Source organism: Acinetobacter pseudolwoffii (assembly GCF_002803605.1).
Lineage (GTDB): Bacteria > Pseudomonadota > Gammaproteobacteria > Pseudomonadales > Moraxellaceae > Acinetobacter > Acinetobacter pseudolwoffii.
On sequence record NZ_PHRG01000012.1, the window covers coordinates 109697 to 133292 of the forward strand.

The 23596-nt window shown below is 42.9% G+C and carries 22 protein-coding genes and 3 pseudogenes; 13 read left to right on the forward strand and 12 right to left on the reverse strand.

What is annotated here, in order from left to right; genetic code table 11:
* Positions 1–58: 58 nt before the first annotated feature.
* Positions 59–370: pseudogene (locus tag CWI32_RS15515) on the forward strand (YidH family protein).
* 8 nt (positions 371–378) lie between these two features.
* Here CWI32_RS15515 and CWI32_RS14100 read toward each other — a convergent pair.
* On the reverse strand, positions 379–687 hold the full coding sequence (locus CWI32_RS14100) for an ArsR/SmtB family transcription factor (protein WP_005093743.1): 309 nt from the start codon (positions 685–687) through the stop codon (positions 379–381).
* Positions 688–807: 120 nt separating this feature from the next.
* On the opposite strand from CWI32_RS14100, the gene CWI32_RS14105 reads away from it, so the two are divergent.
* From CWI32_RS14105 to pnuC, 11 genes are all read left to right on the forward strand, one after another.
* Complete coding sequence (locus CWI32_RS14105; RefSeq protein ID WP_016659403.1) at positions 808–1224, forward strand: YeeE/YedE family protein; 417 nt, start codon at positions 808–810, stop codon at positions 1222–1224.
* Between the two features lies 1 nt (position 1225).
* Complete coding sequence (locus CWI32_RS14110) at positions 1226–1642, forward strand: DUF6691 family protein (RefSeq protein ID WP_053579073.1); 417 nt, start codon at positions 1226–1228, stop codon at positions 1640–1642.
* 2 nt (positions 1643–1644) lie between these two features.
* Positions 1645–2517 carry an MBL fold metallo-hydrolase gene (locus CWI32_RS14115; protein ID WP_005093746.1) on the forward strand — a complete coding sequence of 291 codons (873 nt, stop codon included), beginning with the start codon at positions 1645–1647 and terminating at the stop codon, positions 2515–2517.
* A 68-nt stretch (positions 2518–2585) separates the two neighbouring features.
* Complete coding sequence (locus tag CWI32_RS14120) at positions 2586–3368, forward strand: sulfite exporter TauE/SafE family protein (protein WP_074382697.1); 783 nt, start codon at positions 2586–2588, stop codon at positions 3366–3368.
* 99 nt (positions 3369–3467) lie between these two features.
* Positions 3468–3863: a rhodanese-like domain-containing protein gene (locus tag CWI32_RS14125; protein WP_100535598.1), complete on the forward strand. Its 396-nt coding sequence runs from the start codon at positions 3468–3470 to the stop codon at positions 3861–3863.
* A 49-nt stretch (positions 3864–3912) separates the two neighbouring features.
* Positions 3913–4248: a carboxymuconolactone decarboxylase family protein gene (locus CWI32_RS14130; protein WP_005093752.1), complete on the forward strand. Its 336-nt coding sequence runs from the start codon at positions 3913–3915 to the stop codon at positions 4246–4248.
* A gap of 28 nt (positions 4249–4276) precedes the next feature.
* On the forward strand, positions 4277–4897 hold the full coding sequence (locus tag CWI32_RS14135) for a class I SAM-dependent methyltransferase (RefSeq protein WP_100535599.1): 621 nt from the start codon (positions 4277–4279) through the stop codon (positions 4895–4897).
* Between the two features lie 207 nt (positions 4898–5104).
* The gene (locus tag CWI32_RS14140; RefSeq protein WP_005093757.1) at positions 5105–5794 is read left to right on the forward strand and encodes a GntR family transcriptional regulator; all 690 of its coding nucleotides are present in this window, start codon (positions 5105–5107) and stop codon (positions 5792–5794) included.
* Positions 5795–6055: 261 nt separating this feature from the next.
* On the forward strand, positions 6056–7249 hold the full coding sequence (locus CWI32_RS14145) for a phosphotransferase enzyme family protein (RefSeq protein WP_005093759.1): 1194 nt from the start codon (positions 6056–6058) through the stop codon (positions 7247–7249).
* Positions 7250–7300: 51 nt separating this feature from the next.
* Positions 7301–9496 (forward strand): TonB-dependent siderophore receptor, encoded by a 2196-nt coding sequence (locus CWI32_RS14150; RefSeq protein WP_100535592.1) that lies wholly within the window; start codon positions 7301–7303, stop codon positions 9494–9496.
* A 28-nt stretch (positions 9497–9524) separates the two neighbouring features.
* Positions 9525–10094 (forward strand): nicotinamide riboside transporter PnuC, encoded by a 570-nt coding sequence (gene pnuC / locus CWI32_RS14155; RefSeq protein WP_004281962.1) that lies wholly within the window; start codon positions 9525–9527, stop codon positions 10092–10094.
* 177 nt (positions 10095–10271) lie between these two features.
* Here the strand turns inward: pnuC and exaC are convergent, their stop codons facing one another.
* The gene (gene exaC / locus CWI32_RS14160; protein WP_004281961.1) at positions 10272–11783 is read right to left on the reverse strand and encodes an acetaldehyde dehydrogenase ExaC; all 1512 of its coding nucleotides are present in this window, start codon (positions 11781–11783) and stop codon (positions 10272–10274) included.
* A 201-nt stretch (positions 11784–11984) separates the two neighbouring features.
* Between exaC and CWI32_RS14165 the strand changes: the two genes are divergently transcribed.
* Complete coding sequence (locus CWI32_RS14165; RefSeq protein ID WP_004647792.1) at positions 11985–13166, forward strand: helix-turn-helix domain-containing protein; 1182 nt, start codon at positions 11985–11987, stop codon at positions 13164–13166.
* A gap of 505 nt (positions 13167–13671) precedes the next feature.
* On the opposite strand, the gene mdh is transcribed toward CWI32_RS14165, so the two are convergent.
* From mdh to CWI32_RS14220, 10 genes and pseudogenes are all read right to left on the reverse strand, one after another.
* A complete protein-coding gene (gene mdh / locus CWI32_RS14175) occupies positions 13672–14844 on the reverse strand; it encodes an iron-dependent methanol dehydrogenase (RefSeq protein ID WP_004733137.1) in 1173 nt (390 codons plus the stop codon).
* Positions 14845–15099: 255 nt separating this feature from the next.
* Positions 15100–15372: a hypothetical protein gene (locus CWI32_RS15520; protein WP_100358270.1), complete on the reverse strand. Its 273-nt coding sequence runs from the start codon at positions 15370–15372 to the stop codon at positions 15100–15102.
* Positions 15369–16928 carry a PepSY-associated TM helix domain-containing protein gene (locus tag CWI32_RS14185; protein ID WP_100535593.1) on the reverse strand — a complete coding sequence of 520 codons (1560 nt, stop codon included), beginning with the start codon at positions 16926–16928 and terminating at the stop codon, positions 15369–15371. Before CWI32_RS14185 ends, CWI32_RS15520 begins: the two co-directional genes overlap by 4 nt.
* Positions 16929–16931: 3 nt before the next feature.
* On the reverse strand, positions 16932–17213 hold the full coding sequence (locus CWI32_RS14190) for a hypothetical protein (RefSeq protein WP_004281957.1): 282 nt from the start codon (positions 17211–17213) through the stop codon (positions 16932–16934).
* 42 nt (positions 17214–17255) lie between these two features.
* Complete coding sequence (locus CWI32_RS14195) at positions 17256–17867, reverse strand: DUF4198 domain-containing protein (protein WP_005093768.1); 612 nt, start codon at positions 17865–17867, stop codon at positions 17256–17258.
* Between the two features lie 71 nt (positions 17868–17938).
* Positions 17939–20096: pseudogene (locus tag CWI32_RS14200) on the reverse strand (TonB-dependent siderophore receptor).
* A gap of 312 nt (positions 20097–20408) precedes the next feature.
* Positions 20409–20861, reverse strand: a pseudogene (locus CWI32_RS14205) (transposase family protein); the annotation flags it as partial.
* Positions 20862–20922: 61 nt separating this feature from the next.
* Positions 20923–22023 carry an ABC transporter permease gene (locus CWI32_RS14210; RefSeq protein WP_005093772.1) on the reverse strand — a complete coding sequence of 367 codons (1101 nt, stop codon included), beginning with the start codon at positions 22021–22023 and terminating at the stop codon, positions 20923–20925.
* Positions 22020–23150 (reverse strand): ABC transporter permease, encoded by a 1131-nt coding sequence (locus tag CWI32_RS14215; protein WP_004733131.1) that lies wholly within the window; start codon positions 23148–23150, stop codon positions 22020–22022. Before CWI32_RS14215 ends, CWI32_RS14210 begins: the two co-directional genes overlap by 4 nt.
* Positions 23150–23596 (reverse strand): HlyD family secretion protein (locus CWI32_RS14220; protein WP_491522691.1); only part of this gene is annotated, 447 nt, incomplete at its 5' end. The genes CWI32_RS14220 and CWI32_RS14215, both read right to left, overlap by 1 nt.

Sequence of the window (23596 nt, forward strand, 5' to 3'; positions counted from 1 at the left end):
ATGAGATATGTCCACTTTGGATCATCCACGGGTATTGTTTGCTTTGGAATGAACCGCTCTGGCAGGGAACCGGAATGGTCTGACATTAATTGCATTTGGTTTTGTGATTGAAAAATCCAACCGGCTATTGTAATTAGTCGATCATGAACGTTATGCATAAAAAATAGCCTATGCACAGTGGATGGGGATTGCGGTGATTGTGTTTTGCATGTTGGTGAATATCGCCTCAATCCTGCAATATCGAGGGGGATGGACATCACTGGGACCGCCGGAATTTATTGAAGGTTATTATACCCAGCATCCTGTATGGCTAAACCTGTTTACTGCTTTTAGCGGGCTGCTTCTGATCATTTCTTTTTGGTTGCATTAAGAGGAGGGCTAGGCGCAATACAGCTCGTACAGCTTTTGCATCAGGCTCAAGACCTTGGGATCACTCAGACGATAGAAAATCTGCTTGCCCTCACGTCGGGTGCCAACCATGTCGGCCTTACGCAATACAGTCAGCTGTTGTGAAAGTGTAGGTTGATGAATGTCAGTAGATTCTTCAATTTCCTGAACATTCATTTCCCCATCGACCAGGACACATAAGATTTTCAGACGATCAGGATTGGCCAAAACTTTTAGGCATTGGCTGACGAAATCGACTTGAGAAAAATCAATTTTGGCATTTTCAGCAATCATATCCATAAATGTCCTCACAACTTTTGATGTAGCCCGTGCAGTTTACATAATTTACCATAAAACTGCTTGATTAATATTTTTTATTATATAATATAAAAAAGTATATTGTATAGGGATTAATTCATCATGCATGACTTCCTCATCGCATTTATTGGCGGCTTAATGCTCGGGCTTTCCGTAGTTGGTTATCTTTACGTCAATGGCCGTATTGCAGGAATCAGTGGTTTGATTGGGCAAGTATTAAACTCAAAAACCATGTTTAAAACGCCTGCAATCTGGTTTTTATTAGGCTTGATCCTCACACCGTTTATTTATGGTCTGTTTGTACAACCTGAAATCGAATTGAATGCCAGCCCACTGATGATGATTGTGGCAGGTCTGCTAGTGGGCTTTGGGACACGCTTAGGTTCGGGCTGTACCAGTGGTCACGGAATTTGTGGCATCAGTCGCCTGTCTAAGCGTTCTATCATCGCGACCATGACTTTCATGTTTGCAGGTTTTGTCGCTGTTTATATTATCCGTCATATCACAGGAGCATTCTAAAATGAAAAATGTGTTTGCCTTTTTATTTGGTGCGCTGTTCTCTGTGGGATTGATGGTATCAGGCATGTCCAATCCGGAAAAAGTACTCGATTTCCTGGATCTGTTTGGCGATTGGGATGCCAGTCTGGCCTTTGTCATGATGGGCGCGATTGCGGTGGCCTTTATTCCCTTCCAGAAAGCATTACGTACGGCGCAACCGAAAACAGTATTTAATGACCCTATTGATTTACCTAAAAATAATCAGATAGATAAAAAACTGATCACAGGTGCGGTTTTATTTGGTGCAGGTTGGGGCATTGCCGGCATCTGTCCGGCGCCAAGTTTCACCTTGATCGGTTTGGGCCACTATCAAGTGCTCTATTTTATTGTAGCAATGCTGGTGGGTGTATGGATTCACCGTAAATGGTCAGGAGCTTAACGATGTCAAACTTACCTATAGTAAAAGATTTTTTTCACGAAGATACCAATACCTTCAGTTATGTTGTACGTGATCCTGCAACCAAAGCCTGCGCCATTATTGATAGCGTTCTGGATTACGATCCGGCATCAGCAAGTACCTCAACTATTCATGCCGATAAAATTATTGCCTATATTAAAGAGCAGGGTTTAACGGTCGAGTGGATTCTGGAAACCCATGTCCATGCTGATCATCTGACTGCAGCGCAATACCTCAAAGCTGAGTTAGGTGGCAAGATTGCCATGAGCCAGAAAATTGGTATTGTTCAGCAAACTTTTGGCGCGATTTATCATCTGGATATTAAACAATGGAATGCCCAGCAGCTCTTTGATTATTTATTTGAAGATCATGAGTCGTTCCAAATCGGAACATTGAAAGCCTATAACATTCCAACACCGGGACATACGCCTGCTTGCCTGAGTTATGTGATTGGTGATGCGGTTTTTGTGGGTGATACCCTGTTTATGCCAGATTATGGTACAGCACGTTGTGACTTTCCGCGTGGCAGTGCAGAACAGCTTTATGATTCGGTACAAAGCCTGTTTCAGTTGCCAGAAGATACCCGGGTCTTTTTATGTCATGACTATTTGCCTGAAACACGTGAATCCTATGTGTGTGAATCTGATATACAGACACAAAAGACACAGAATATTCATATTCATCAGGGAATCAGTAAAGCTGAATTTGCTCAGATGCGCAACCAGCGGGATTCAGGACTGAGTATGCCTAAACTGATTCTACCGGCGATTCAGATCAATATGAAAGCAGGGCAGTTTCCTGAGCCAGAACCAAATGGTGTTTCTTACCTCAAGCTTCCTCTTAACTACTTCAAATAAGCTTGTGTCGTGATTCAACAAAAAGTTCAACCTTTATTGAATCATTTTTGTGGATAAGGGAGAGGGCGATGTGGGCATTAATACTGGAAGGATTGGCGATTGGTGGCTTGCTGGGTCTAACCGGTGCTGGTGGCGGCATTCTGGCTGTACCGGCACTGATGGCGAGTCAGGGTTGGACGGTAGCTCAGGCTGCGCCGGTGGGCTTGCTGGCAGTCACGCTGTCGGCCTTGGTTGGAACGTTCGAAGGTTTATTCAAGCGTATTGTACGTTATCGCGCTGCGCTCTGGATCGCGCTGATCAGTATTCCTTCAGCCCGTTATGGCGTGCATCTGGCTGATATCGTTTCTCCAGTCTGGCTGACGCTGGCTTTCAGTCTGGTCATGCTGATTGTTGCTTACCGGATCTTCTTTAATAAAGTCCATGATCATGGTAATGCACCGTGCAAGGTCAATCAAACGACCGGTCGTCTGATCTGGAATGTGAAAACGGCCTCCTTTCTGGCTGGTATTGGTGTAGTGGCAGGTTTATTAACGGGTCTGCTTGGCGTTGGGGGTGGTTTTGTTATTGTTCCAGCCCTGCGTAAATTCACCGATCTCGATATGCGCAGCATCGTGGCGACCTCTCTCATGATTATTTTCCTGATTGGTGGGGTCAGCATTTCTGCACACGTACTGGAGGGCTTTCAATATCCTGTTTCGGTCACACTGGCCTTTGTCCTGGCCTGTATTGTCGGGATGTTCATTGGACGCAGTCTGATGCATCGGATTGACAGTAACAAGGTACAGAAAATATTTGCCACAACCGTGGTTGGGGTAGCTATGTATTTAATCTATTCAGCGCTCATGGGCTAAAACAGACGATTAAGTACCTAAACTAAAGCGCTTTAATCTCCCTGAGCATCGTTTATGCAATGTGAATATCGTTTTAATGGCCGAGGAAGAATGAAAATGATGAAAACTGCAGAGCAATTGATCCGGAATGCAAAAATCCGGATTCAGGAAGTCAGCGTAAATGAATTGTTTGAGGCGATGCAAAACCATAAAACCATACTGATTGATGTTCGGGAACCAGATGAATTCCAAGCAGCAGCGATAGACCGGGCGGTGAATTATCCACGTGGTATTTTGGAAATGCGAATTCACCAGCATCCCTTAGCCAGTCATCATTGTGATACCCAGCAGGCACTGGAACATCTTAAAGATCAGCCGATTTATTTGATTTGTGGTACGGGTGGACGTTCAGCACTGGCAACCGATACCTTACAGAATATGGGTTTTACCCAGGTCAAGTCGGTTCAGGGTGGTTACCAGGCCTGGCTGGAACAGGGCTATCCGGTAGAAAAATAAGCTATTGAATATATAAATGAATGCTGATTTCTTTATTTGAGGTGAAGCAATGAAATACAAAGAATTAACCCAGAACATTTCGGGCAGTTTAAGAACTTTAAGTCAGGATTCGCCTGATTTAATGAAAAGTTTTAACCAATTGTCACAGACTGCTATGCGTGATGGCGTGATTGATCCGAAAACCAAGGAGTTAATTGCCTTGGCGATTGGTGTGGCGGCACGTTGTGATGGTTGTATCGGTTTTCATGTTCGAACCTTAGTCAAAATGGGCATGACCCTACGGGAACTGGAAGAAGTTTTAGGCGTTGCCGTCTATATGGGTGGAGGACCTTCATTGATGTATGCCGCAAATGCCCTAGAGGCATTTAAAGAGTTTTCCAGCTGATTGAATCGTTTAGTAAATGGAGGCTGAAATGAGTCAGCACTGGAATGAATTGTATGCCCGGACGCAAGATCTGTATGGCACAGCAGCAAATCTTTTCATTCAGCAAATTTCGGACAAAATCCGAATAGAGGGTAAAACACTGGCAATTGCTGAAGGTGAAGGACGGAATATCTTATACCTGGCTGAGCGGGCAAGACAGCAGGGTTACCCTTTTTCAGCGGAAGTCTGGGATTATTCTGATGTTGCTTTGACGCATCTGTCCAGCAAGGCTGAAGCCCAAGGGATAAAAGTTGAACTTAAACATGTTGATTTAACAGTAGCTCAATGGCCATCGGAGTTTTATCAAAATGTGATCTGTGTATTTGGTCATTTCGATATAGAAACACAAAAACAGGTTTTAGAAGGCATAAGAAAATCCTTGCTCAACGGTGGATGGTTTATTGGTGAGCTATATTCAAAGGAACAGATCGACTATAAAACCGGTGGTCCTTCAAATGTCGAATATTTATACGATCCTCGTTACATTCTAGAAGTCTTCGGACAGGACCACATCCATCACTTTTATGTCGGGGAGCAAGAAAGGCAGGAGGGAAAATTACATTGTGGTAAATGCCATGTTATTCAATTTGCGATACAAGTGAGGAAGTAGAGCATAAGTGAATTTAATACATTTTGCTGACGATAAGGTCCTGCATTCTCATCATCAATATTTTTAGGGGGGATTACCATTACCGTAAAAATTCTCATTAAGACTAGGGAATGTATCTTTTTACTGATCTGTACCTTTTTTAATTTTCCTCTGTTCTTTAATTTAGTACCATCAATATAACTTACGCTGACGAGCTGGATTCACTGAATGAAGTATATGGAAATCAGAGATTTGATTGAGGCTGAATTGAAAAAATACAGTTCTAATCAAATGATTCCATCGGAACGTTACTTGGCATTAAAGTTTAACTGTTCAAGGGAAACAGTGCGTAAGGCTTATGAACAGCTTCGTGCCGAAGATAAAATTTACAAACGGCAAAATCTCGGCTGGTTTGTGAGTAATAAAAAAATTCAATACTATCCAAACTCAATTGAAAATTTTCGTTCTTATATGAAGGCACAGGGTTTTAATGCCAGAACAGAACTGATCTCGACCAGACAGCTGGAGCGATTTGATCACAGTGATGTTTTTAGTGAAGCAACGAGAAGACTCGGCTTTATTGAAATTATCCGTTTACGTTATGCTGATGATGTCCCGGTACTCCTTGAATACAATTATCTGCCTGTTGCGCTATTTCCAGATGTGCTGAATTATGACGTGATTACTTCGGTCCAAGATGTCATTAAAAATCACTTTGATTATGATTATACGAGTAGTCAGTTAAAAATTAAAAATACCGGTGTCTCTCATTTTGAGAGCCAATATTTAGGAATTCCTATAAGCCAAACAGCAACTTACATTGAACGTATTTCAAAATCAAACGATCTGGTGATTGAATATGACATCGAAATCTGGTCTCAGGACAAAATTGAAATGACCCTAGATATTCACGCATAAGCTTATATTTATCTCCAATCCATTCAAATCCTAAAAACTTCTGTGTTTTTAGGATTTTTTATTTTTAAAATAATTTTAATTATTAAGCATTCTATTTTTATATTTAAAAGGCTAAACTTGCCTCCAATTTAATACTGGTATGTACCACTTAATTTTGGGACAAACCTTAAATATTAAATGTATTTGAAAATACTGTGTAGATGTTTGCTTAAATGATGACTCTCCATTACCACATGATGATCTGGCTCAGGGATATTGATAATGACCACAATGACTGATGATTTAGGTCATGGTATGGGCAATGCCTGGGAAAATAAAGACTGGGCACATATTTCTGATCCAGAATTACAAAGCCTGCAGCAGCAGTATTCCTGTTTACAAGGTCATATTCAGATTTTGTGGTGTAGTCCACGGCCATTTTCATCTGCAGTATTGGTTAAAGTAGAGCAGGATCTTGTGAGCAGGGATGAAATAGTCGCGCATCAGTATTTGATCAAGCGCAGCCATTGTTCCTTTCGTCGTGCCCGCGATATTTTACAGGAGCATGCCGTTCTTCAGCATTTAGCTAGCAAAGAAATTCCTGTTGCAGCATTGATTAGCTCAAATCAAGGTCTGACCGCTTTAGAGCTAGGTGACTGGACCTATGAAGTCTATGCAAAAGCAGCCGGCTTAGATCTGTATGCAGATCAGCAATCCTGGAAACCTTTTTTCTATGCTGAACATGCTGCGAAAGCGGGGCAATTACTGGCAAGCTTACATATGGCCATGCAGGATTTTCCTGAGCGGCAAGGCCGATCAGCATCTTATTTATTGTCCAATCAGCAGCTTTTAAACAGTGAAAATATCGTTACAGCCATTCAACGGCGCATTGTAAACAGTCCAGAATTAAGCCGTTACTGTGCCGACAAAAATTTAGATCCTTACTTTTTAGATCAAATCTTACAGGTTCACCAGCGTATTCAGCCTGTATTGCAACAGGCAAGCAGAATTTGGACCCATAACGATTTACACGCTTCTAATCTATTTTGGTCAGCACCGGATGCCAAAGCGGAGATTACTGCCGTAATTGATTTTGGTTTATCTGACCGAAATTCGGCACTTTATGATCTGGCTGTGACGATTGAACGTAATTTCATTGATTGGTTGGAATTAAAGCAGAACCCACATATTCCGATTGATGAAGCCGGTTTAACCGCTTTTCTCCATGCTTATTTTTCCGAGATACATCCACAAGAAGATTTTAGTATTTTGCCAGAACTGCTGAAAATCGTGCATCTGGATTTCGCTTTTTCAGAGCTGGAGTATTTTGTGGGCATTACCCACAACCTCAACCATGCAGATGCGGCTTATTACGACTGGATTATCGGTCATGTGGACTGGTTCTTTGGCGAACAAGGCCAACAATTTACCCAGACTTTAACCCGGCTCATTCAACACGAATTGCACTCTTCTTAGTTGCTCTCTAAACCCGGCATCATCACCCACTTCAAATACATAAGGTTTCGTATGAACAATCGTCAACTCAAACAGAATGTATTAACCCGATCTTTAAATATGATCATTCTGTCGCAGCTTTGTTTAGCCCCGCTGACTTATGCTGAAGACGATGTTCAACAGCTTGACACGATTGTCATTACAGCCGATCAAAGCATCCCTTACTCGAGTGCCAAAGTGAATGTCGAGGGATTTGCTACGGACAGTCTGCAAAAAATCCCTGCATCTGTCTCTGTCATCACAGCAGATCTCATTGCTGAACAACATGCTCGCGTGCTGAGCGATGTGGTAAAAAATGATGCAGCCATCGGTGATGGCTATGCTGCAATTGGCTATTATCCAAACTTTGTCTCGCGTGGCTTTGCACTCGATTTGGCATCAAGCTACCTCATTAATGGCAATGTGATTCGTGGTGAACAAAACGTTGCACTTGAAAACAAAGAACGTGTGGAAATTTTAAAAGGCATGTCCGCGATTCAAAGTGGTATGTCGACCCCGGGTGGTGTGGTCAATTATGTCACCAAGCGACCGAAAGATATTCAGGCACTGACATTCTCGGCCGATCAACACGGCCAGTTTTCAGTGGCAACTGATCTCGGTGGTTTTTTGGGTGATGAGCAACAATTCGGATATCGCATCAATCTGGTGAATGAACAGATGGAGTCTTATGTCGATCATGTCGATGGTGAACGCTATCTAGCGGCATTGGCCTTAGACTGGAAAACATCTGAGCAATCCAAATTAGAATTTGATCTTGAAGCACAGCGTTCCGAACAAAAATCAGTGCCAGGTTATCAATTACTGGATGGTAAAGTCCCAGAAAATGTGAAATGGGACCGATTGCTGGGTTATCAGACTTGGGGCAAACCGGTCACGATCGATAGTCTGAATAGCAGTTTAAAATATAGCTATGCATTGAATGATGACTGGAACTTGGGACTCGTCGCAGCCCACAGTAAATCCAGAGTTGATGACTATTCAAGCTTTGCTTATGGTTATTATCGGGAAGGCTGTCTGGAAGAGTATTCCTGTAACACGTTTGGTAAAGCTGGCGAGTATGATATTTACGATTATCAAAATCCTGATGATACCTATCAGACTAACCAATTTAAAATCAAGTTAGATGGTCTATTACATACTGATCGGGCGTTACATTACCTTAACTTTGATTTGACTCACACAGATAAATCTAGAAATCGTTACAATGGTGTAAACCAATACATAAATTCAGAAGACTATGTTGGTAATATTTACCAAGATACCTACGATAGGATCCCAGAAGATGGATATCTTGGTCCCTATTTTAAAGCTTTAGACAGTAAACAAACTGCATTGACGTTTCTTGATCGTATTGAATGGAATGACCACTGGTCCACTTTGATTGGTGGTAAATGGATCGAGCTGGATGAACAAGCACAAGCATATGTTTATTCTGAAGATCAGGTAATAAAAGTCCGCGATACCGATTTAGGCAAATTTTTACCGCAGTTTGCAGTGAGTTATAGTCCAGTAGAGTCAACCACTGTGTATGCCGCTTATGCGAAAGGCTTGTCAGATGGAAAGACAGCGCCTTGGTTTGCAGAGAATGCTACTGAAACTCTAGCGCCGATCTATTCAGAGCAATATGAAATTGGTCTAAAACAACAGATCAAGCAGTTTTTATTGACTGCCTCGCTATTTGATTTACGTCAAGACAACCAATATAGCAAACCAATGGACACAGGCTTTATGTTTGTACAAGAAGGTGAGCAGCATAGTCGTGGTCTAGAGTTGGGACTCAATGGTGTATTAACGGATGATTTGGCCTTAACCTCATCATTCACATGGACCAAAGCCCGTTTAGAAAATGTGGAAGCGGTTGAATATGGTAATCATCAGGCGCAAAACGTGCCAAAAGCTCGTTTCGCAACGCATCTTCGCTATAACGTACCGGGCATCGAAGGTTTCACTGTTCTGACAGGTGGTCAATACAGTTCAAGCAAATATGCCAACAAAGAGGGCACTGCGAAAGTCGCGGGTTATAGTGTGGTTGATTTAGGCGCTGCTTATCAATTTAAGCTAAATACGACCGATGCATTGCTGCGCTTGAATATTAATAATCTGTTCAACAAGAAATACTGGCGTGATGCAGGTGAATTTTTGGGTGATGATTATTTATTCTTGGGTTCGCCGCGTACAGCAACCTTGTCATTCAATCTGAACTTCTAAATTGGCTGCTTAATCAGGTTATATTGCTATGGAAAATATAGAAATTGCAGCGTTCATTTTAAACGTTTTAGGTGTCTGGCTGACCTCCAAACAATATAAAGTCTGCTGGTTGGTGAATATTGTCGCTGTATTTTTATATATGATTATTTTTTATCGTGTCAATTTATTTGCAGACGCAGCATTACAAGCCGTATTTATCTTGATGCAACTGTATGGCTGGTATAGCTGGTCGAAGAAAAATCATGACCAGGCTATCACCGTGCAGATTGGCTATTTGAATAAAAAAATCTGGGTATATAGCCTGATTGTGGGTATTGTCGCCGGTCTGGTGATTGGCGCCTTATTTGCTCATTTCACCACAGCATCACTCCCTTGGTTGGATTCCATGTTGGCTTCTTTTAGCTTGGTGGCAAGTTATTGGGCGGCAAAAAAATATATTGAAAGCTGGGGATTATGGTGTGTGTTAGATGTGATTTATGTCGGCATGTATAGCTATAAGTCATTGTATTTAACCGCCGTGCTTTATTTTATTTTTATTCTTCTGGCACTCAATGGCTGGAGAATGTGGCGAAATCTTTATAGAGTGAAATTATCTTGAAATGACACTATTGCAAATAGAAATTTGAGGTGATGCTCTTTCGTTTAAAAAAAGTATTTATAGACTAAAAACTTTATTTGAATTGGCCGCAGCTTGAAGATGTTGCTGATATTTTGTGAAAGCTAGCTACCATACATTCAAAGCGAACCGAAGTTCGCTTTGAATGTATTTCACTTCTTAAAAGAACCCGGCTGGTTTGGTCGAATAGCTGACTAGCAAGTTTTTAGTCTGCTGATAATGATCCAGCATCATTCTATGATTCTCACGCCCAATCCCTGATTTTTTATAACCACCGAAAGCCGCATGGGCAGGGTAGATGTGATAACAGTTGGTCCAGACCCGGCCGGCCTGAATAGCACGGCCTGCACGGTAAGAGGTATGCGCTGAGCGTGACCAGACACCGGCACCGAGTCCATAAATCGTATCATTGGCGATCTTGATCGCATCATCAAAGTCTTTGAAGGTGGTCACAGCCAGTACAGGCCCGAAGATTTCTTCCTGGAAGGTCTTCATGTCATTGGTGCCTTTAAAGATAGTCGGCTCAATATAGAAACCTTGCCCCACTTCCTGACGTGCTTCACCACCAGTCAGGATCTGTGCGCCTTCTTCACGACCAGTGGCAATACAGCCCAGAATCTTGTCCTGCTGTTCCTGTGAGGCTTGCGCGCCAATCATGGTGTCAGTATCCAGCGGATGCCCGGTTTTAATCCGTTTCACCCGTTCAACGGCACGCGCCAGAAATTCGTCAGCAATACTTTCCTGGATCAGCGCACGCGATGGACAGGTGCAGATTTCACCCTGGTTCAGGGCAAACATGGCAAAACCTTCCAGCGCTTTGTCCAGATAATCGTCTTCCTGATCCATGATGTCAGCAAAGAACAGATTTGGTGATTTACCCCCCAGTTCCAGCGTCACCGGAATAATATTTTCGGTGGCATATTGCATGATCATCTGACCGACGGCGGTGGAACCGGTAAAGGCAATCTTGGCAATGCGTGGGTTGGTGGCTAGCGGGCGACCGACTTCAACCCCATAACCATTGACGATATTCAGGACACCCGGTGGCAAAATATCCTGAATCAGTTCAGCCAGCACCAGAATGCTGACCGGAGTCTGTTCTGCAGGTTTCAACACAATGCAGTTGCCCGCAGCCAGGGCAGGTGCCAGTTTCCAGACAGCCATCAGAATCGGAAAGTTCCACGGGATAATCTGACCCACGACGCCCAACGGCTCATGAAAATGATAAGCAATCGTATCTTCATCAATTTCGGAAATGCCGCCTTCCTGCGCACGAATACAGCCGGCAAAATAACGGAAATGGTCAATCGCCAGCGGAATATCGGCAGCCAGCGTTTCACGGATCGGTTTGCCGTTATCCCAGGTTTCTGCCACTGCCAGCAGTTCCAGATTTTGTTCCAGACGATCGGCAATTTTCAACAGAATATTGGAGCGGGTGGTCGGCGATGCTCTGTTCCATTGTTCTTTGGCTTTGTGCGCTGCATCCAGGGCCAATTCAATGTCTTCTACAGAAGAACGCGGAACCTTGGTAAAGACTTTGCCATCTACCGGAGAGATGTTGTCAAAGTATTCACCTTTGACCGGAGCGACCCATTCGCCGCCAATAAAATTCTCGTATTGTGCTTTAAAATGAACTTTTGAATCAGGTTGATTAGGATCGACGTAACGCATATGTATTTCCTTTGCTTATTTTCGTATGGCAAAACCGCTTCTACAGCTTTGGTATAAGGTACTTCTGCATCTTATTTGATTAATATAACTGGTATAAGGTTGGAAAAAGGTTGGAGCTAGCATGTTCACGATATTTTCATCCATTTTAAAAAAATAACGATTACAGCCGATGTAAATCATGAATTGTTGTGAGAATAAGGAATGATGACAAAACAAGATTTGATGGAAAAAAGGCACAATACTGATCAGCTTCGGCAAAACAGCAGTTTGTCTCCCTTACATGCAGAACAGCTGGGACAGAGTATTGCCAGCTCCTGGCAACGTTCATCCTCGGCTGAAATCCCGAAGAATCGTTTAGCAGCACCGCTGACGGATTTAAAAAAGACCACTTCTTCCTCAACTTTAGCCCAAGCCCTGCAACATTGTGCTCAGGATTTAAAACATATTGCCGAGCAATCTTCTATGGTGCTGGCGGTCGGAGATATCGGCAGCACCATCATTTGGGCAGCTTCTAGCCCACAAATGCAAAGTGCCGCAGAAAGTGTACATTTTATTGAAGGTGGGCAATGGCGCGAAGAGCTAGTCGGAACCAATGCATTGGCATTATCCTTAAAAACTCAACAATCCAGCTGTGTCTTTTCCAGTGAACATTACATGTCCTCCATTCATGATTGGGTTTGTTACGCTGCCCCGATTATTGATCCCTATTCAAAACAGGTCTTAGGTGTCATTGATCTGTCGACTACCTGGCCAAAGCATAACAGTTTAGCACTACTAGCTGCGGAGCGCTGTGCTACGATCATCCAGTCGGCTCTACTAGAATGCCAGAAGCAGCGCCTGTTTATTCGAGCTTTTTCAGTACCTCAAGTGCTGTTTAATGGCAAGATGCTGGTTCTGACTCCTCGACAGATTGAAATTCTGACCATTCTAGCCTTATGTCCGCAGGGTCTGAGTCTAGATACATTGCATCAAGCCTTATATGGCGAGCGCAAGGTCAGTATGGGTACTTTAAAAGCAGAAATGTCACAATTACGCGATTTATTAGGTGGTATGCTGGGTTCCAGACCCTATCGTTTATTGGCGCATGTAGAGGCTGATTTTTTAATGACAGAGCAATCTTTAGATGCTGGGTATATCGATTCAGCCTTGAAATTATGTACCGGCGTATTTCTGGCCAAAACAGAAAGTCCATTTCTATGCGCTTGGAGAGATTGTCTGGAATCACGCCTGAGCGATGCCATTTTCAAGGCTAATGAAACCGATGTCTTGCTGAAACATGTGGCACATTTTCCTGAAGCGATTGATGCTGTAGAACGCCTGATTGAACTGATGCCCAAAAACCATCCCGTTCATCAGACTCTGTTAAAATATAAAAATCTTTAAAGCTGATGTAACTGTCGGTACAAAGCTAAACAGTTAAAATAGGAATATTCTGGAATATTAAGTATTATCCTTGCTTACTGTGAGTTTACTTATTAATTTAGACTGAACCTGATCCTAAAATTTTTATCAGTGGCTACCCAGTTTGCTGTTTGCCTAGATGCTTGATATCAGCTACGCTCACCTTCATGTCATTTGAAGGACGCGCAGTTTATTCCTCAGGGATCAAATATAATCGTAAGATAATACGCTATGAAATTTTATTTATGGCTAGAACGGGCTAAAAAAATAGTGGCATTTTTCTACCATGGGATTAATGTCGATATTCATAATGAAGGGGACTTCATAAAAAAGAAACACCCCCCGCTTTTATCCTCTTATGAAGGCAAAAGGATCAGCCAGGAACAGGAAAATGCATGTCTGCTCTTGGCACACTTCCTCAGGAAGTGAAACAGGGGCTGTTAAAAATGTAAGTCAGATGCTTGGAGAGAAGACTTACATTGAGGCACTACATCGCCGCTTTAAAAATATCTACCACTTGGGCATGGCTGGCTTTACGTGGATTGGTCAGCATGCAGGCATCTTTTTGTGCATTTTCCGCCATGATGGCCAAGTCAGCTTCTTTTACATTCAATTCCGTCAGCCCAGATGGAATACCAATTGAAGCCGAAAGCTGACGAATGGCGCCAATCGCTTCATAAGCTGCTTCAGTTACGGTTAAGCCTTCTGTATTCACCCCCATCAATTGGGCAATTTTGGCATAACGTTCAGGACAAGCAATCAGGTTAAATTCACAAACATGGGGGAGCAGAATTGCATTACAAACACCATGCGGCAAGTTGTAGAAGCCTCCGAGCTGATGTGCCATCGCATGCACATATCCTAAAGAGGCGTTATTAAAGGCCATTCCGGCAAGATATTGAGCATAGCTCATGGCATCCCGTGCTTCTAGATTATCCCCATTCGCCACTGCGGGACTGAGCCATTCACTGATCATGGTGATCGCCTTTTCTGCACAGGCATCAGTGATGGGATTAGCAGCCGTAGATACATAGGCCTCGACCGCATGTGTCAGAGCATCCATCCCTGTTGCCGCAGTCAGGCCGGCAGGTTTGGCCAACATCAGTTTAGGGTCATCAATCGCAATGAGTGGTGTGCAACGCCAATCTACAATCGCCATTTTCACATGGGTATCGGTATTGGTAATGATACAGAAACGTGTCATCTCCGAAGCCGTCCCTGCCGTGGTATTGATTGCAATCAGTGGTGTCATCGGAACGGTACTTTTATCAATCCCTTCATAATCACGGATATGTCCGCCACCTGCAGTGACCAGACCGATGCCTTTGGCACAGTCATGTGATGAGCCCCCACCTAACGATACAATAAAATCACAGGCATTTTCATTATAAGCTTCAACTCCATGATGCACGTTAATATCAGTTGGATTGGGTTCCGCACCTGGGAAAATATAACTGTCAACACCTGCCTCTTTCAAATAATCTGCAATATCATCTGCAACACCAAATTTAAACAGGCCAGCATCAGTTACAATCAGTGCTTTCTTGGCGCCTAAATTTTGTGCTTTTATCCCGATTTCTTTAGCACAGCCCGGACCAAAAAGTGAAACGCAGGGAATATAAAAACCGTTAGTTTGATCTGCAATATTTTTAAAAGCCATGGGGTGATTCCTTCTACCATTGATTGATTATTTTATCGGTGACCCTCACCGTAATATGAGTATTGGATGAAGCTAAAAAGAATCCTACCTACCAAATACCTACCAATTTAAATTTCTGATTCTAGCCAAAATAATGCATTTGAGGTATTTAAAAGCAGATTGGCAAGGTTTAGCAGATACTGGGTAGATTGGTTTAATAAAGGGCGTGTGAATAGCACACTAGGCTGTTTACTACTTTCTGATTTTAAATAAATACTAAAATGCTTTATTCATTTTTAAGATAAAGATAAAAAGTACGGGGCTTAGAAATACCCATAGAGCCACAAAGCTGATACTGTAGCTAAACCGGGTCCGTAATAAAACCATTACGACGAATAAGAAAATACCTGCAGCGAATTTAGTGTACGTAGGAAAATTCGCTAAAAAAGCGTACCGAGATTTTCGGGTTTTTAGGATCTGCTTTGCACTTACCGCATAAAAACCAAAACAGCTTAGCCATAAAAGCCCCATGATTGCGATCCATATCATATGGAAGACTCCTGCTGTACGGCTTTCAGTTTGGTCTGGATTTTCTTAATAGCCTTTTGCTGAATGGGCGTAATTTTCTGGTGTAACAATAGGGCAAGCAGTGCCAAGGTCCATAACATCAGATCAATACGCAAAAAAGGCCAATAAGTCGCAAAAGAATCAACATATTGCTGGGAAACTAAATAATAAATATCAATCAGGGGAATTATAAAGGCAGCACAAATCAGAAGTTTAAGCTGCATTCTCCATATATCTTGCTGTGGGGTTACACATGCCAGGATAAAACTGCCAAGCCAGATAGAGAAAAAACTATAAATTTCATAATTTGGTGCACCTACAGGAATACTGATAAAACGATTCGCATAGAGATATCCCAGCATGGCAAGCGGCAAGCCAATAATTATGGTGATATTCAAGCGGTTCACTAAATAGTGTCCGAGATGAAACCGCACTGATTTTTTCTGCATCTGGCGTTTCAGGCTCCACAGCAGCAATCCGGATGCAATCATTGCGCAGCCTAATATGCCGGAGAAAAATAACCCTAAACGTAAAACAGGTTCGGCAAAACGTGCCATATGTAAACCATACATGCTGGCATTTAGTGTGGCAATTGCACTTTCATTTCGTGTATTTTCAAGCAATTTTCCGGTAGCAGCATTTAAAATAAGCTGTGCCTGATTTCGTGTAATGGAATGATCTTTGAGCTGAGTTAAGGTTATGTGTGCCAGCTGGGTATTGGGCTGCTTGACCGTGATATTGTCAAATTCCGCATATCCCCAGTGTTGCTGTGCCGTGGTGATAAAATGTTGAATTGGCAGCATCTGGGTTTTCACAGGAACTGAGGGGGTGGCTGATGTATTGATTGTGCGAATTTCTTCAAAATATTGAAAGGGATTGTCTGGATAAAGTTTTTTCATACCGGAAGGCAGCACGATATAAAAGAAAATCGCCAACCCGGTAAATGTCATGGTCAAAAAGAACGGCAGGGCAATCACTGAACTGACATTATGAAAATCCAGATAAGAGCGCTGTCCTTTAAAGGCTCTTAGGGTAAAAAAGTCTGTCAGGATTTTTTTATGGGTAATGATTCCTGAAATCAGAGTCAATAACATGATAAAGGCAGCAATCGTCACAATCAGCCGACCAATGGTGTAGGGCATACCATAGAGCTGAAAATGAAAATTATAGAAAAAATCTCCCCCTTGTGTGGCTGAAAGCTGTAATTCTTTTCCTGTCGAAGCATTCAGGGTTTTGACTTCATAGCCACCATCCGCTTTTTGCCAGTAGACTTTATTCACCGGTGAGTCTTGATTGGCGACTCCGATATACCAGTTTTGGGCGTCCGGTGCATGCTGCTGTAAATAGCTGTAAGCAGATTTTAAGGCAGTTTCCTGATTGACTTGCATTGTGGCAAATTCAGGCTGCATCCATAGACTGATTTCATGTCGGTAATAGGTGACCGCGCCTGTTAAAAAGATCGCAAAGAGTAACCAGCCAAAGCTTAAACCCAGCCATGAATGTAAACATGCCATGGATTGACGGACAGATTTATGCATGGTTTAACCTATGAAGCGGGAGAAGAGAAATAAAATAAGTAAAGGAATCAGGCTATAGATAGAAAGCTTTTTTAAACTTTGGATACAGAAGATTCCAATCACAAAACAAACATAAAAAATCAGGGCAGTAAATGCAGCCAAATAGACAGACTCAGCTTTAGGCAGAAAAGCCTGTAGAAAGTAAGCCAGATCGAGTGCGATTAAATAACTGCACAAGTAGCCAATGCCAAAGGTCATGCCTAAGCGATAGAGAATGGCAAGTGGCTGCACTACAACAGACATCATATTTGGCCTTGAATAAATCTATACTGATGAAAATCTAAAAACTTAATAAACAAAACTTAAAGTCGTTACCAGATACTGTTTTTTATAGGCCTGCTGATTCAATTTTCCTGCCTTGTCTGCTTCTTTGCCAACTTCAATGACATATTGACCTTTCCATGGCGTGGCGATCGTAATCTGGCCTTGGCCGTTGGTGGTGTATTTTTTTAGCCAGAATTGCGGGGAAAAGACTGTGACTTCAACATCCGCAGCAGCTTTACCCTGATACAGTACCGTAAATGTATTGCTGTTGATCTGGGTCGGGACAATATCTAGTTCTGATTCTGCTTTCAAGTTTTGTCTGCCGGATTTGGCATGATAGCTCAACAATGATTCTCCATAGATCAATTCATGACTGAGCTGGACATCTGTCTGGCCTTGGGTCGCATAAAGCAAATGATCTTGTTGCATTTGAGGACTAAAGCTTTTTCTAGACTGAACGGCCTTTGCTTGATTAAAAGACTTCAAGGCACCTTGCTGCGTTTCTTTAAGCTGTTCACTATATTCACCAAAGAACGCATGAGTCTGCTTATCTGTATCACGTTCCAGCCAAAGCATATGCGCCTGAGCTGAAAGTGTCATAGACAGTCCGAGGGTCAGAGCGATCATTTTTTTCATTTGTTTTACCTGTTTTTGTGTATGTAGTGATGATTTAGCCCTGAACATGTCGTCAAGGCTAAGTTTGAAAATCAGTATTTAAATTTCACAGCAACGCTGTAATTTGCTGGTGCACCATAAAAACCTTGCTGATTGGGGAAATTGAACAGATATTTTTCATTGGTCAGGTTATTACCATTGGCTTGCAAGGTCATATGCTCATTCAGCTCATAGCTGGCCATTAAGTTCACGAGCGCATAAGCATCCTGCTCAATGATTCCAGCTTTCTGGGTAATCACTCCATTGGCGGTTGCTTCAGGCACATCTAGATAGGTCTGATCTTGCCACTGCACACCAAGGCCCAGTTTCAGTTTTGGAAGTTGCGGCACCTGATAGGTAGTTAAAAGATTAAAAGACTGGGTTGGATTGAAGGTACGCGCATCACCGCCATTGATCAGATCTTTCAGGCTAAACTGGGTATAACCAAAGCTTAAGTTAAAATGGTCGGTCAGTTGTCCCGCCAAGCCAAACTCGTAGCCTTGGGAACGCAGGTCACTGACCTGAGTTGTGCGTAAAGTCGGAATACCATCAGAATCACGAAGCGGATAATTACTTTGCTCCGTTCTGAACACAGCCATGGTGGCGGTAAGCTTGTCATCTAGCCAAGAACCTTTGACTCCGACTTCATAGCTTTCACCTTCGATCGGTTTGTTAATGCTGCCATCATCTGCTCTGGTGGTTTGCGGACGGAAAATCGAGGTATAACTCAGATAGCCTGTATATTCAGGGCTAAAGTTATAGGTCAGACCGGCATAGGGTAAAACTTTATCTTCATCATAAATGGTGTCGGTCCCATAACTGCTACCACTGCTTTCAGCCTGAACATAGTTCGCACCTAAAAGCAGTTTCAGATCATCATTCAGATGCAGTCGGGTCGCAGCATAAAGGCTCTGGTTCTTCTGCCGGATATGCATTTCACCACTGGTTTTCGACATATCCCAGCTTGGTTCTTCGGGTGTAAAACTGGCTAAATCTGTGGTCAGCGGATTGACAAAGCTGCCAGCATAACCCAATTCATCCAGACGATTTTTGGCCCAGACATAGCCCAATGAGGCTTCATGGCGTTGTCCCCAAAGCGGATAGGTGCCGCTAAAACTCAGGCTGGCTTGTTGTTCTTTATTGTCATCAATATACATGCCTGGGTAGAGGAAGATGCCTGAAGTGCCATTTGCGCCAGGTTTGCCGGACAGAAACAAGAGCTTTGAATCGCGTTGTGTACGTTTTTCATCATAGGTCAGTTTGGCTGTCCAGTCGCCACCCAGTTTTTGTTCAAGCTCGGCAAAGTAACTTTTAATATTGCTATCCCAGTGCGCCCAGCTTGGACTGTAATTATAATTCCGTGAGTAACTGAGCTGCTCGCCTTCAGTATTGATCAGTGGATTAGAACCCCAATTGACACCATTCGGCTTGTGATTGGTTTCAGTATAGCCAGCAGTCAATAGAGTTGTGTCAGTAATATCTGCCTCCACAACAGCACCTATGCCGTTCTTTTCTAGTTCATAACGATCCAGATAACTGTCGCCAGTCTGTTGATAGCCAAATACACGACCTCTGACTTTTCCATCCTGGGTGAGAGGAGAGGATACATCTACTTCATAGCGCTGCGTATTCCATGAGCCATAACTGGCATTCAAGGCTGCCTGAAGTTCCTGAGTAGGGCGTTTGCGAATCATGTTAATAGTTGCGCCGGGATCGCCAATTCCATTATTTAAGGCATTCGCGCCTTTGACCACTTCTACACGGTCAAACAAAAAACTGTCTGGATTATCATTATTATAATTATAGCCTTCGAGTGGAATACCAACGCCATCGACTAAAACATTTGAAATCTCGAAACCTCGGGCAAGGTAGGAGGTCCGTTCCGTTTCCTGATTGCTGACGATAATGCCAGGGGTATTGCGCAGTACATCCCGTGTATTATCCAAAGCAAAGTCATCCAGCTGCTGGCGGGTAAGGACATTGACTGTTTGCGGCGTTTCCTTAAGTGGAATATTCAGTTTTGAGGCGGGTGACGRGTTTTGGRTGNTATAGGBTTTTCTCTGTTCAGAGNNTGAGSTCCCTCTGTTCTGATTYCGCTGTAACGGTAATCGTCGGTAATTGCTGAGTATCATCGGCAAAACTTTGTTGTGTAACTAAAATCGAAAAACTGAGTAAAGATAGTTTAAATGATGAAGGAACGGTAGAAGACATTTTAGTTGATGTAAATGATAATAATTATCACTAATGTTATTGTTTAAATATTTTTAAAGCAATCTTAAATTTAACAGGAAATATGAATGAAAAATGGGTTAATGATAGGTAAATCTACAAATAAAACTTTGATGTACGGAGTAGGGAGGACAATAAAATATCCCTATTAAAAAAGATGTTATTACCTTACCTTTGTGTTCCTGAACGGCTTTGCTGCACGAATACCTAACACTATGATTTAATTATATTTATTTTTTATTAAAATTTTATAAAACCCCTTAAAAATCAGTATCTTGCAAAATATTTATGCAATAAAGCCACGAAGAGATAAAGCTTACCCTGTGCTGTTTGCATCTCAGCGATGTCGATATGAAAGTAACCATTGAAGCGCTTCCTGTCAGGGCGATCACCTTGTACCTTAGGCAGTCGTGAAATACCATGCCGCTGCAAGCAGCGGTATAACGACGAGCGTGTCAGATAAGGAATACTTGGCTGCAATGCATAAAGGCAATCGTCTAGCGGCAACAAAGTGCGTTTTTGAAAAGCAACAATTGCCGTCTCATCTTCAGGCGATAACACGCTTGAGCGAGGATTCTTTGGCCCGGTTGTAAGATCATCTACTGAAGTACGTTTCTTCCATTTTGCGACGGTCTTTTGATTGATGCCGTAACGCTTGGCTAGCGTTCTTAAGCTCTCTTGACTATTTTGTATTGCTCGACGCACTGTCTGTGTCGTTGTGGCGCTGCTGTGTAGAACTTGTCCCATAGTGCTTCTTTCCATTTCTCTAAGAATGTTGCACCATTAAAATCTGGGACTAAACATCTAGCTAGAAAGTTCCACAGTTTGAAATTAAACGTCGATAAGCCAAAAAAAAGCACAAGCTGCCGATCATTCCAAGATAGAGCAGTTTAGGCAAGATCAGTGTTGTAGGCACACCCATCTGATTGAGTTGAATAAACGTCTGCACAATTTGGGTAGAGGGCAGGATTTCGCCAACGACTTGCATCCAGGTGGGCATGGCAGCATGCGGCCAGGCCGCACCAGATAAAAAGAACAGTGGAATAGAAGTGAATACAATAACATGCCCCGCACGTTCCGGCAGATCCAGAAAACTGGCAAATAGGCAGGTCATGCCAATTATCGTGTAGATAAAAACCGCAACAGCCAGCAGCATCCCGAGCAGGTTGCCACCACGTGGATAATCAAATAGCCAGAAGCTAAAGCCGAATAAATAGAAACATCCCAGACAACCAATGGTGAAGACCGCTAAACACATCCCAATCAATGCATTTGTGTTTAATTCTATTTTTCTTTCCCGATATACCAAAATCAGCATACTCAAACCCAAAAGAATGGTTTGGTGGATAATTAAAGGTGCAACCGCAGGAAAGACATAGCTGCCATAGCCGGACAGCGGATTAAATAAAGGAATTTGATGCACAGAAAGAGCAGGTGAAAAATCCGAGACCTTGCTAAAGCGTTCAGTATAGTCTGCCAAAGTTTGCTCAACTGATGTAGCTAAGCCCAGACCAATTTGTTTGGTCACTAAAAAGTTGGCAGTGCTTAAATACAGTCCAATTCCGCCTGTTTCACCATGCCTTAAGCTTTGCGATAAATTGTCCGGTAGTAACAAGATACCATCGGCTTTTTGAGATTCAACCCATTGTTTGGCTTCGGCAAAATTGCCGGTAATCGCCTCAATTTCCACATTGGGGCTTTGTGCCACCTGACCAATAATACGGGTGCTTAAGTTACTTTGTTCTTCATCGACAATAATAATGGGTAAGGCTTCAGCCTGCTGTGCCTGATAAGCGGTTGGATAAAAAAAGCTGTAAAATAAGACGGATAGAATAAGCGTGGTAAAGATCGTGCCGTGACTGACAATATCCTTGAAGCTTTGCAGATAGTAAAACCAGAGGGATTTCATTGGACTGCTCCTTTAGCTATTTTTTTAAGAAACAGATAAGCCAGCAGAGCGTAGACTAGGGCATAGATCAGCAGCATTAATCCAGCTTGCAGTGAAATATGCAATGGACTACCAATCACCCATTGTTCAGTTTGTAATTTGGCATAGGGCGTAAACGGAATAATATTGGACCAAAACTGGGTGAATAGGGGCGCATTATTTAAAGGGAGGGTCACACCGGCAAAACTTAAAGATGAACCGCCATAGACCGCAATGATGCCGAAAGATTTACTTAAATCTTTGGTTGCCAGAACCACTGCACTGCTTAAAAATGCATAAGCGCTATACAGCAGAAATTGCGCCAATAGAATCAGGCTGAGCGAGCCGGCAACAAACCAGCCGCGAATTTCAATCAGCCAGAACATCCAGATCCAGGTCCATAGACTAAAAATAGCCACATAGACCAGATTTTTAGACAGCAATGCCATCCAGATGGACGAGTTGCTGATCCAGCTTGTTAAGGTCTGTCGCTTCAGTTCCTGACCGACGGAAAATGCCACACAACAACACAGCAGTAAATGCAGAATTGCCGGAATGACATAGGGTTCCAGATAGAATTCATAATTCAGTTGTGGATTATACAGCGGCGATATTTTGATATGCGGCGACGGTGCTTCGAGAGAAGGCAGCCGGTTGCCCAGATATTGCTGTCCGCCAAATTCAGCCAGTGCTTGTAGGGTACTGACCAGCATGGCAGAGGAGATGGTATTTCCGATACTGAAATAACTCTGGTTAAAGGCAATACTGATGTCAGCATCCTGGGCACGAACCAGACGTTGCTCGGCACCGCTTGGAATATGGATATAACCCCAAATTTTATTTTGATTTAACAGGCGCTCAATTTCAGCTGTTTGTTCCGACACCGTAGCAATTTTAAGAGTATGATTCAGCGCCACATGCTGATAAATGCTTTGACTCAGCGCACTCTGGTCTTGATCAATAATCGCAATCGGTAAATGATCCGGTTTCCCTTGAGCAAACATGCTGCTGAATAAAATAATCACCAGTGCAGGTGCCAGCGTGACCAGACACAGATCCCATTTTTCTCGGAGCAGATAGCGCAGTTCGCGCCATATACCCGTCCACATTATCGGGCCTCTTTCAGTTTAAATAACACGCTCATCCCAACTTTCAGTTCAGGAATCGCTGGTGCGGGCACAAGATGCAGCTTAAAACTTCGCACATCATAACCGCCGGTTTGGCGTGTGGTCTTAATGGTGGCAAATTCACCTTCAGCACTGATCTGCTTGATTTGAAAAGTGGCGGTTTTWTYTTGGGCGGGAATATAACCTTCAATACTGCTCATTTTCTGAAATGGGGCATATTGGTCTTCACGAATATTCAGGCTCACCCACATTTGATCTTCAATCAGGCTGACCACAGGGACTGCGGTGGCTACCAGCTCAGAGACTTTTCCATAGGTTTTAGACACCGTTCCGTTTACAGGTGCTACTAATTGGGTTTCTGCCTCTAATGCATTGGCTTCATCCAGCGCAGCCTGGGCAATATCTACTTGTGCATCGGCAGAACTCTT

Excerpts from the sequence above, each read along its gene's own strand:
- CWI32_RS14100 (WP_005093743.1), bottom strand. The coding sequence starts at position 687 with ATGGATATGATTGCTGAAAATGCCAAAATTGATTTTTCTCAAGTCGAT.
- CWI32_RS14105 (WP_016659403.1), top strand. The coding sequence starts at position 808 with ATGCATGACTTCCTCATCGCATTTATTGGCGGCTTAATGCTCGGGCTT.
- CWI32_RS14110 (WP_053579073.1), top strand. The coding sequence starts at position 1,226 with ATGAAAAATGTGTTTGCCTTTTTATTTGGTGCGCTGTTCTCTGTGGGA.
- CWI32_RS14115 (WP_005093746.1), top strand. The coding sequence starts at position 1,645 with ATGTCAAACTTACCTATAGTAAAAGATTTTTTTCACGAAGATACCAAT.
- CWI32_RS14120 (WP_074382697.1), top strand. The coding sequence starts at position 2,586 with ATGTGGGCATTAATACTGGAAGGATTGGCGATTGGTGGCTTGCTGGGT.
- CWI32_RS14125 (WP_100535598.1), top strand. The coding sequence starts at position 3,468 with ATGAAAACTGCAGAGCAATTGATCCGGAATGCAAAAATCCGGATTCAG.
- CWI32_RS14130 (WP_005093752.1), top strand. The coding sequence starts at position 3,913 with ATGAAATACAAAGAATTAACCCAGAACATTTCGGGCAGTTTAAGAACT.
- CWI32_RS14135 (WP_100535599.1), top strand. The coding sequence starts at position 4,277 with ATGAGTCAGCACTGGAATGAATTGTATGCCCGGACGCAAGATCTGTAT.
- CWI32_RS14140 (WP_005093757.1), top strand. The coding sequence starts at position 5,105 with ATGAAGTATATGGAAATCAGAGATTTGATTGAGGCTGAATTGAAAAAA.
- CWI32_RS14145 (WP_005093759.1), top strand. The coding sequence starts at position 6,056 with ATGACCACAATGACTGATGATTTAGGTCATGGTATGGGCAATGCCTGG.
- CWI32_RS14150 (WP_100535592.1), top strand. The coding sequence starts at position 7,301 with ATGAACAATCGTCAACTCAAACAGAATGTATTAACCCGATCTTTAAAT.
- pnuC (WP_004281962.1), top strand. The coding sequence starts at position 9,525 with ATGGAAAATATAGAAATTGCAGCGTTCATTTTAAACGTTTTAGGTGTC.
- exaC (WP_004281961.1), bottom strand. The coding sequence starts at position 11,783 with ATGCGTTACGTCGATCCTAATCAACCTGATTCAAAAGTTCATTTTAAA.
- CWI32_RS14165 (WP_004647792.1), top strand. The coding sequence starts at position 11,985 with ATGATGACAAAACAAGATTTGATGGAAAAAAGGCACAATACTGATCAG.
- mdh (WP_004733137.1), bottom strand. The coding sequence starts at position 14,844 with ATGGCTTTTAAAAATATTGCAGATCAAACTAACGGTTTTTATATTCCC.
- CWI32_RS15520 (WP_100358270.1), bottom strand. The coding sequence starts at position 15,372 with ATGATATGGATCGCAATCATGGGGCTTTTATGGCTAAGCTGTTTTGGT.
- CWI32_RS14185 (WP_100535593.1), bottom strand. The coding sequence starts at position 16,928 with ATGCATAAATCTGTCCGTCAATCCATGGCATGTTTACATTCATGGCTG.
- CWI32_RS14190 (WP_004281957.1), bottom strand. The coding sequence starts at position 17,213 with ATGATGTCTGTTGTAGTGCAGCCACTTGCCATTCTCTATCGCTTAGGC.
- CWI32_RS14195 (WP_005093768.1), bottom strand. The coding sequence starts at position 17,867 with ATGAAAAAAATGATCGCTCTGACCCTCGGACTGTCTATGACACTTTCA.
- CWI32_RS14210 (WP_005093772.1), bottom strand. The coding sequence starts at position 22,023 with ATGAAATCCCTCTGGTTTTACTATCTGCAAAGCTTCAAGGATATTGTC.
- CWI32_RS14215 (WP_004733131.1), bottom strand. The coding sequence starts at position 23,150 with ATGTGGACGGGTATATGGCGCGAACTGCGCTATCTGCTCCGAGAAAAA.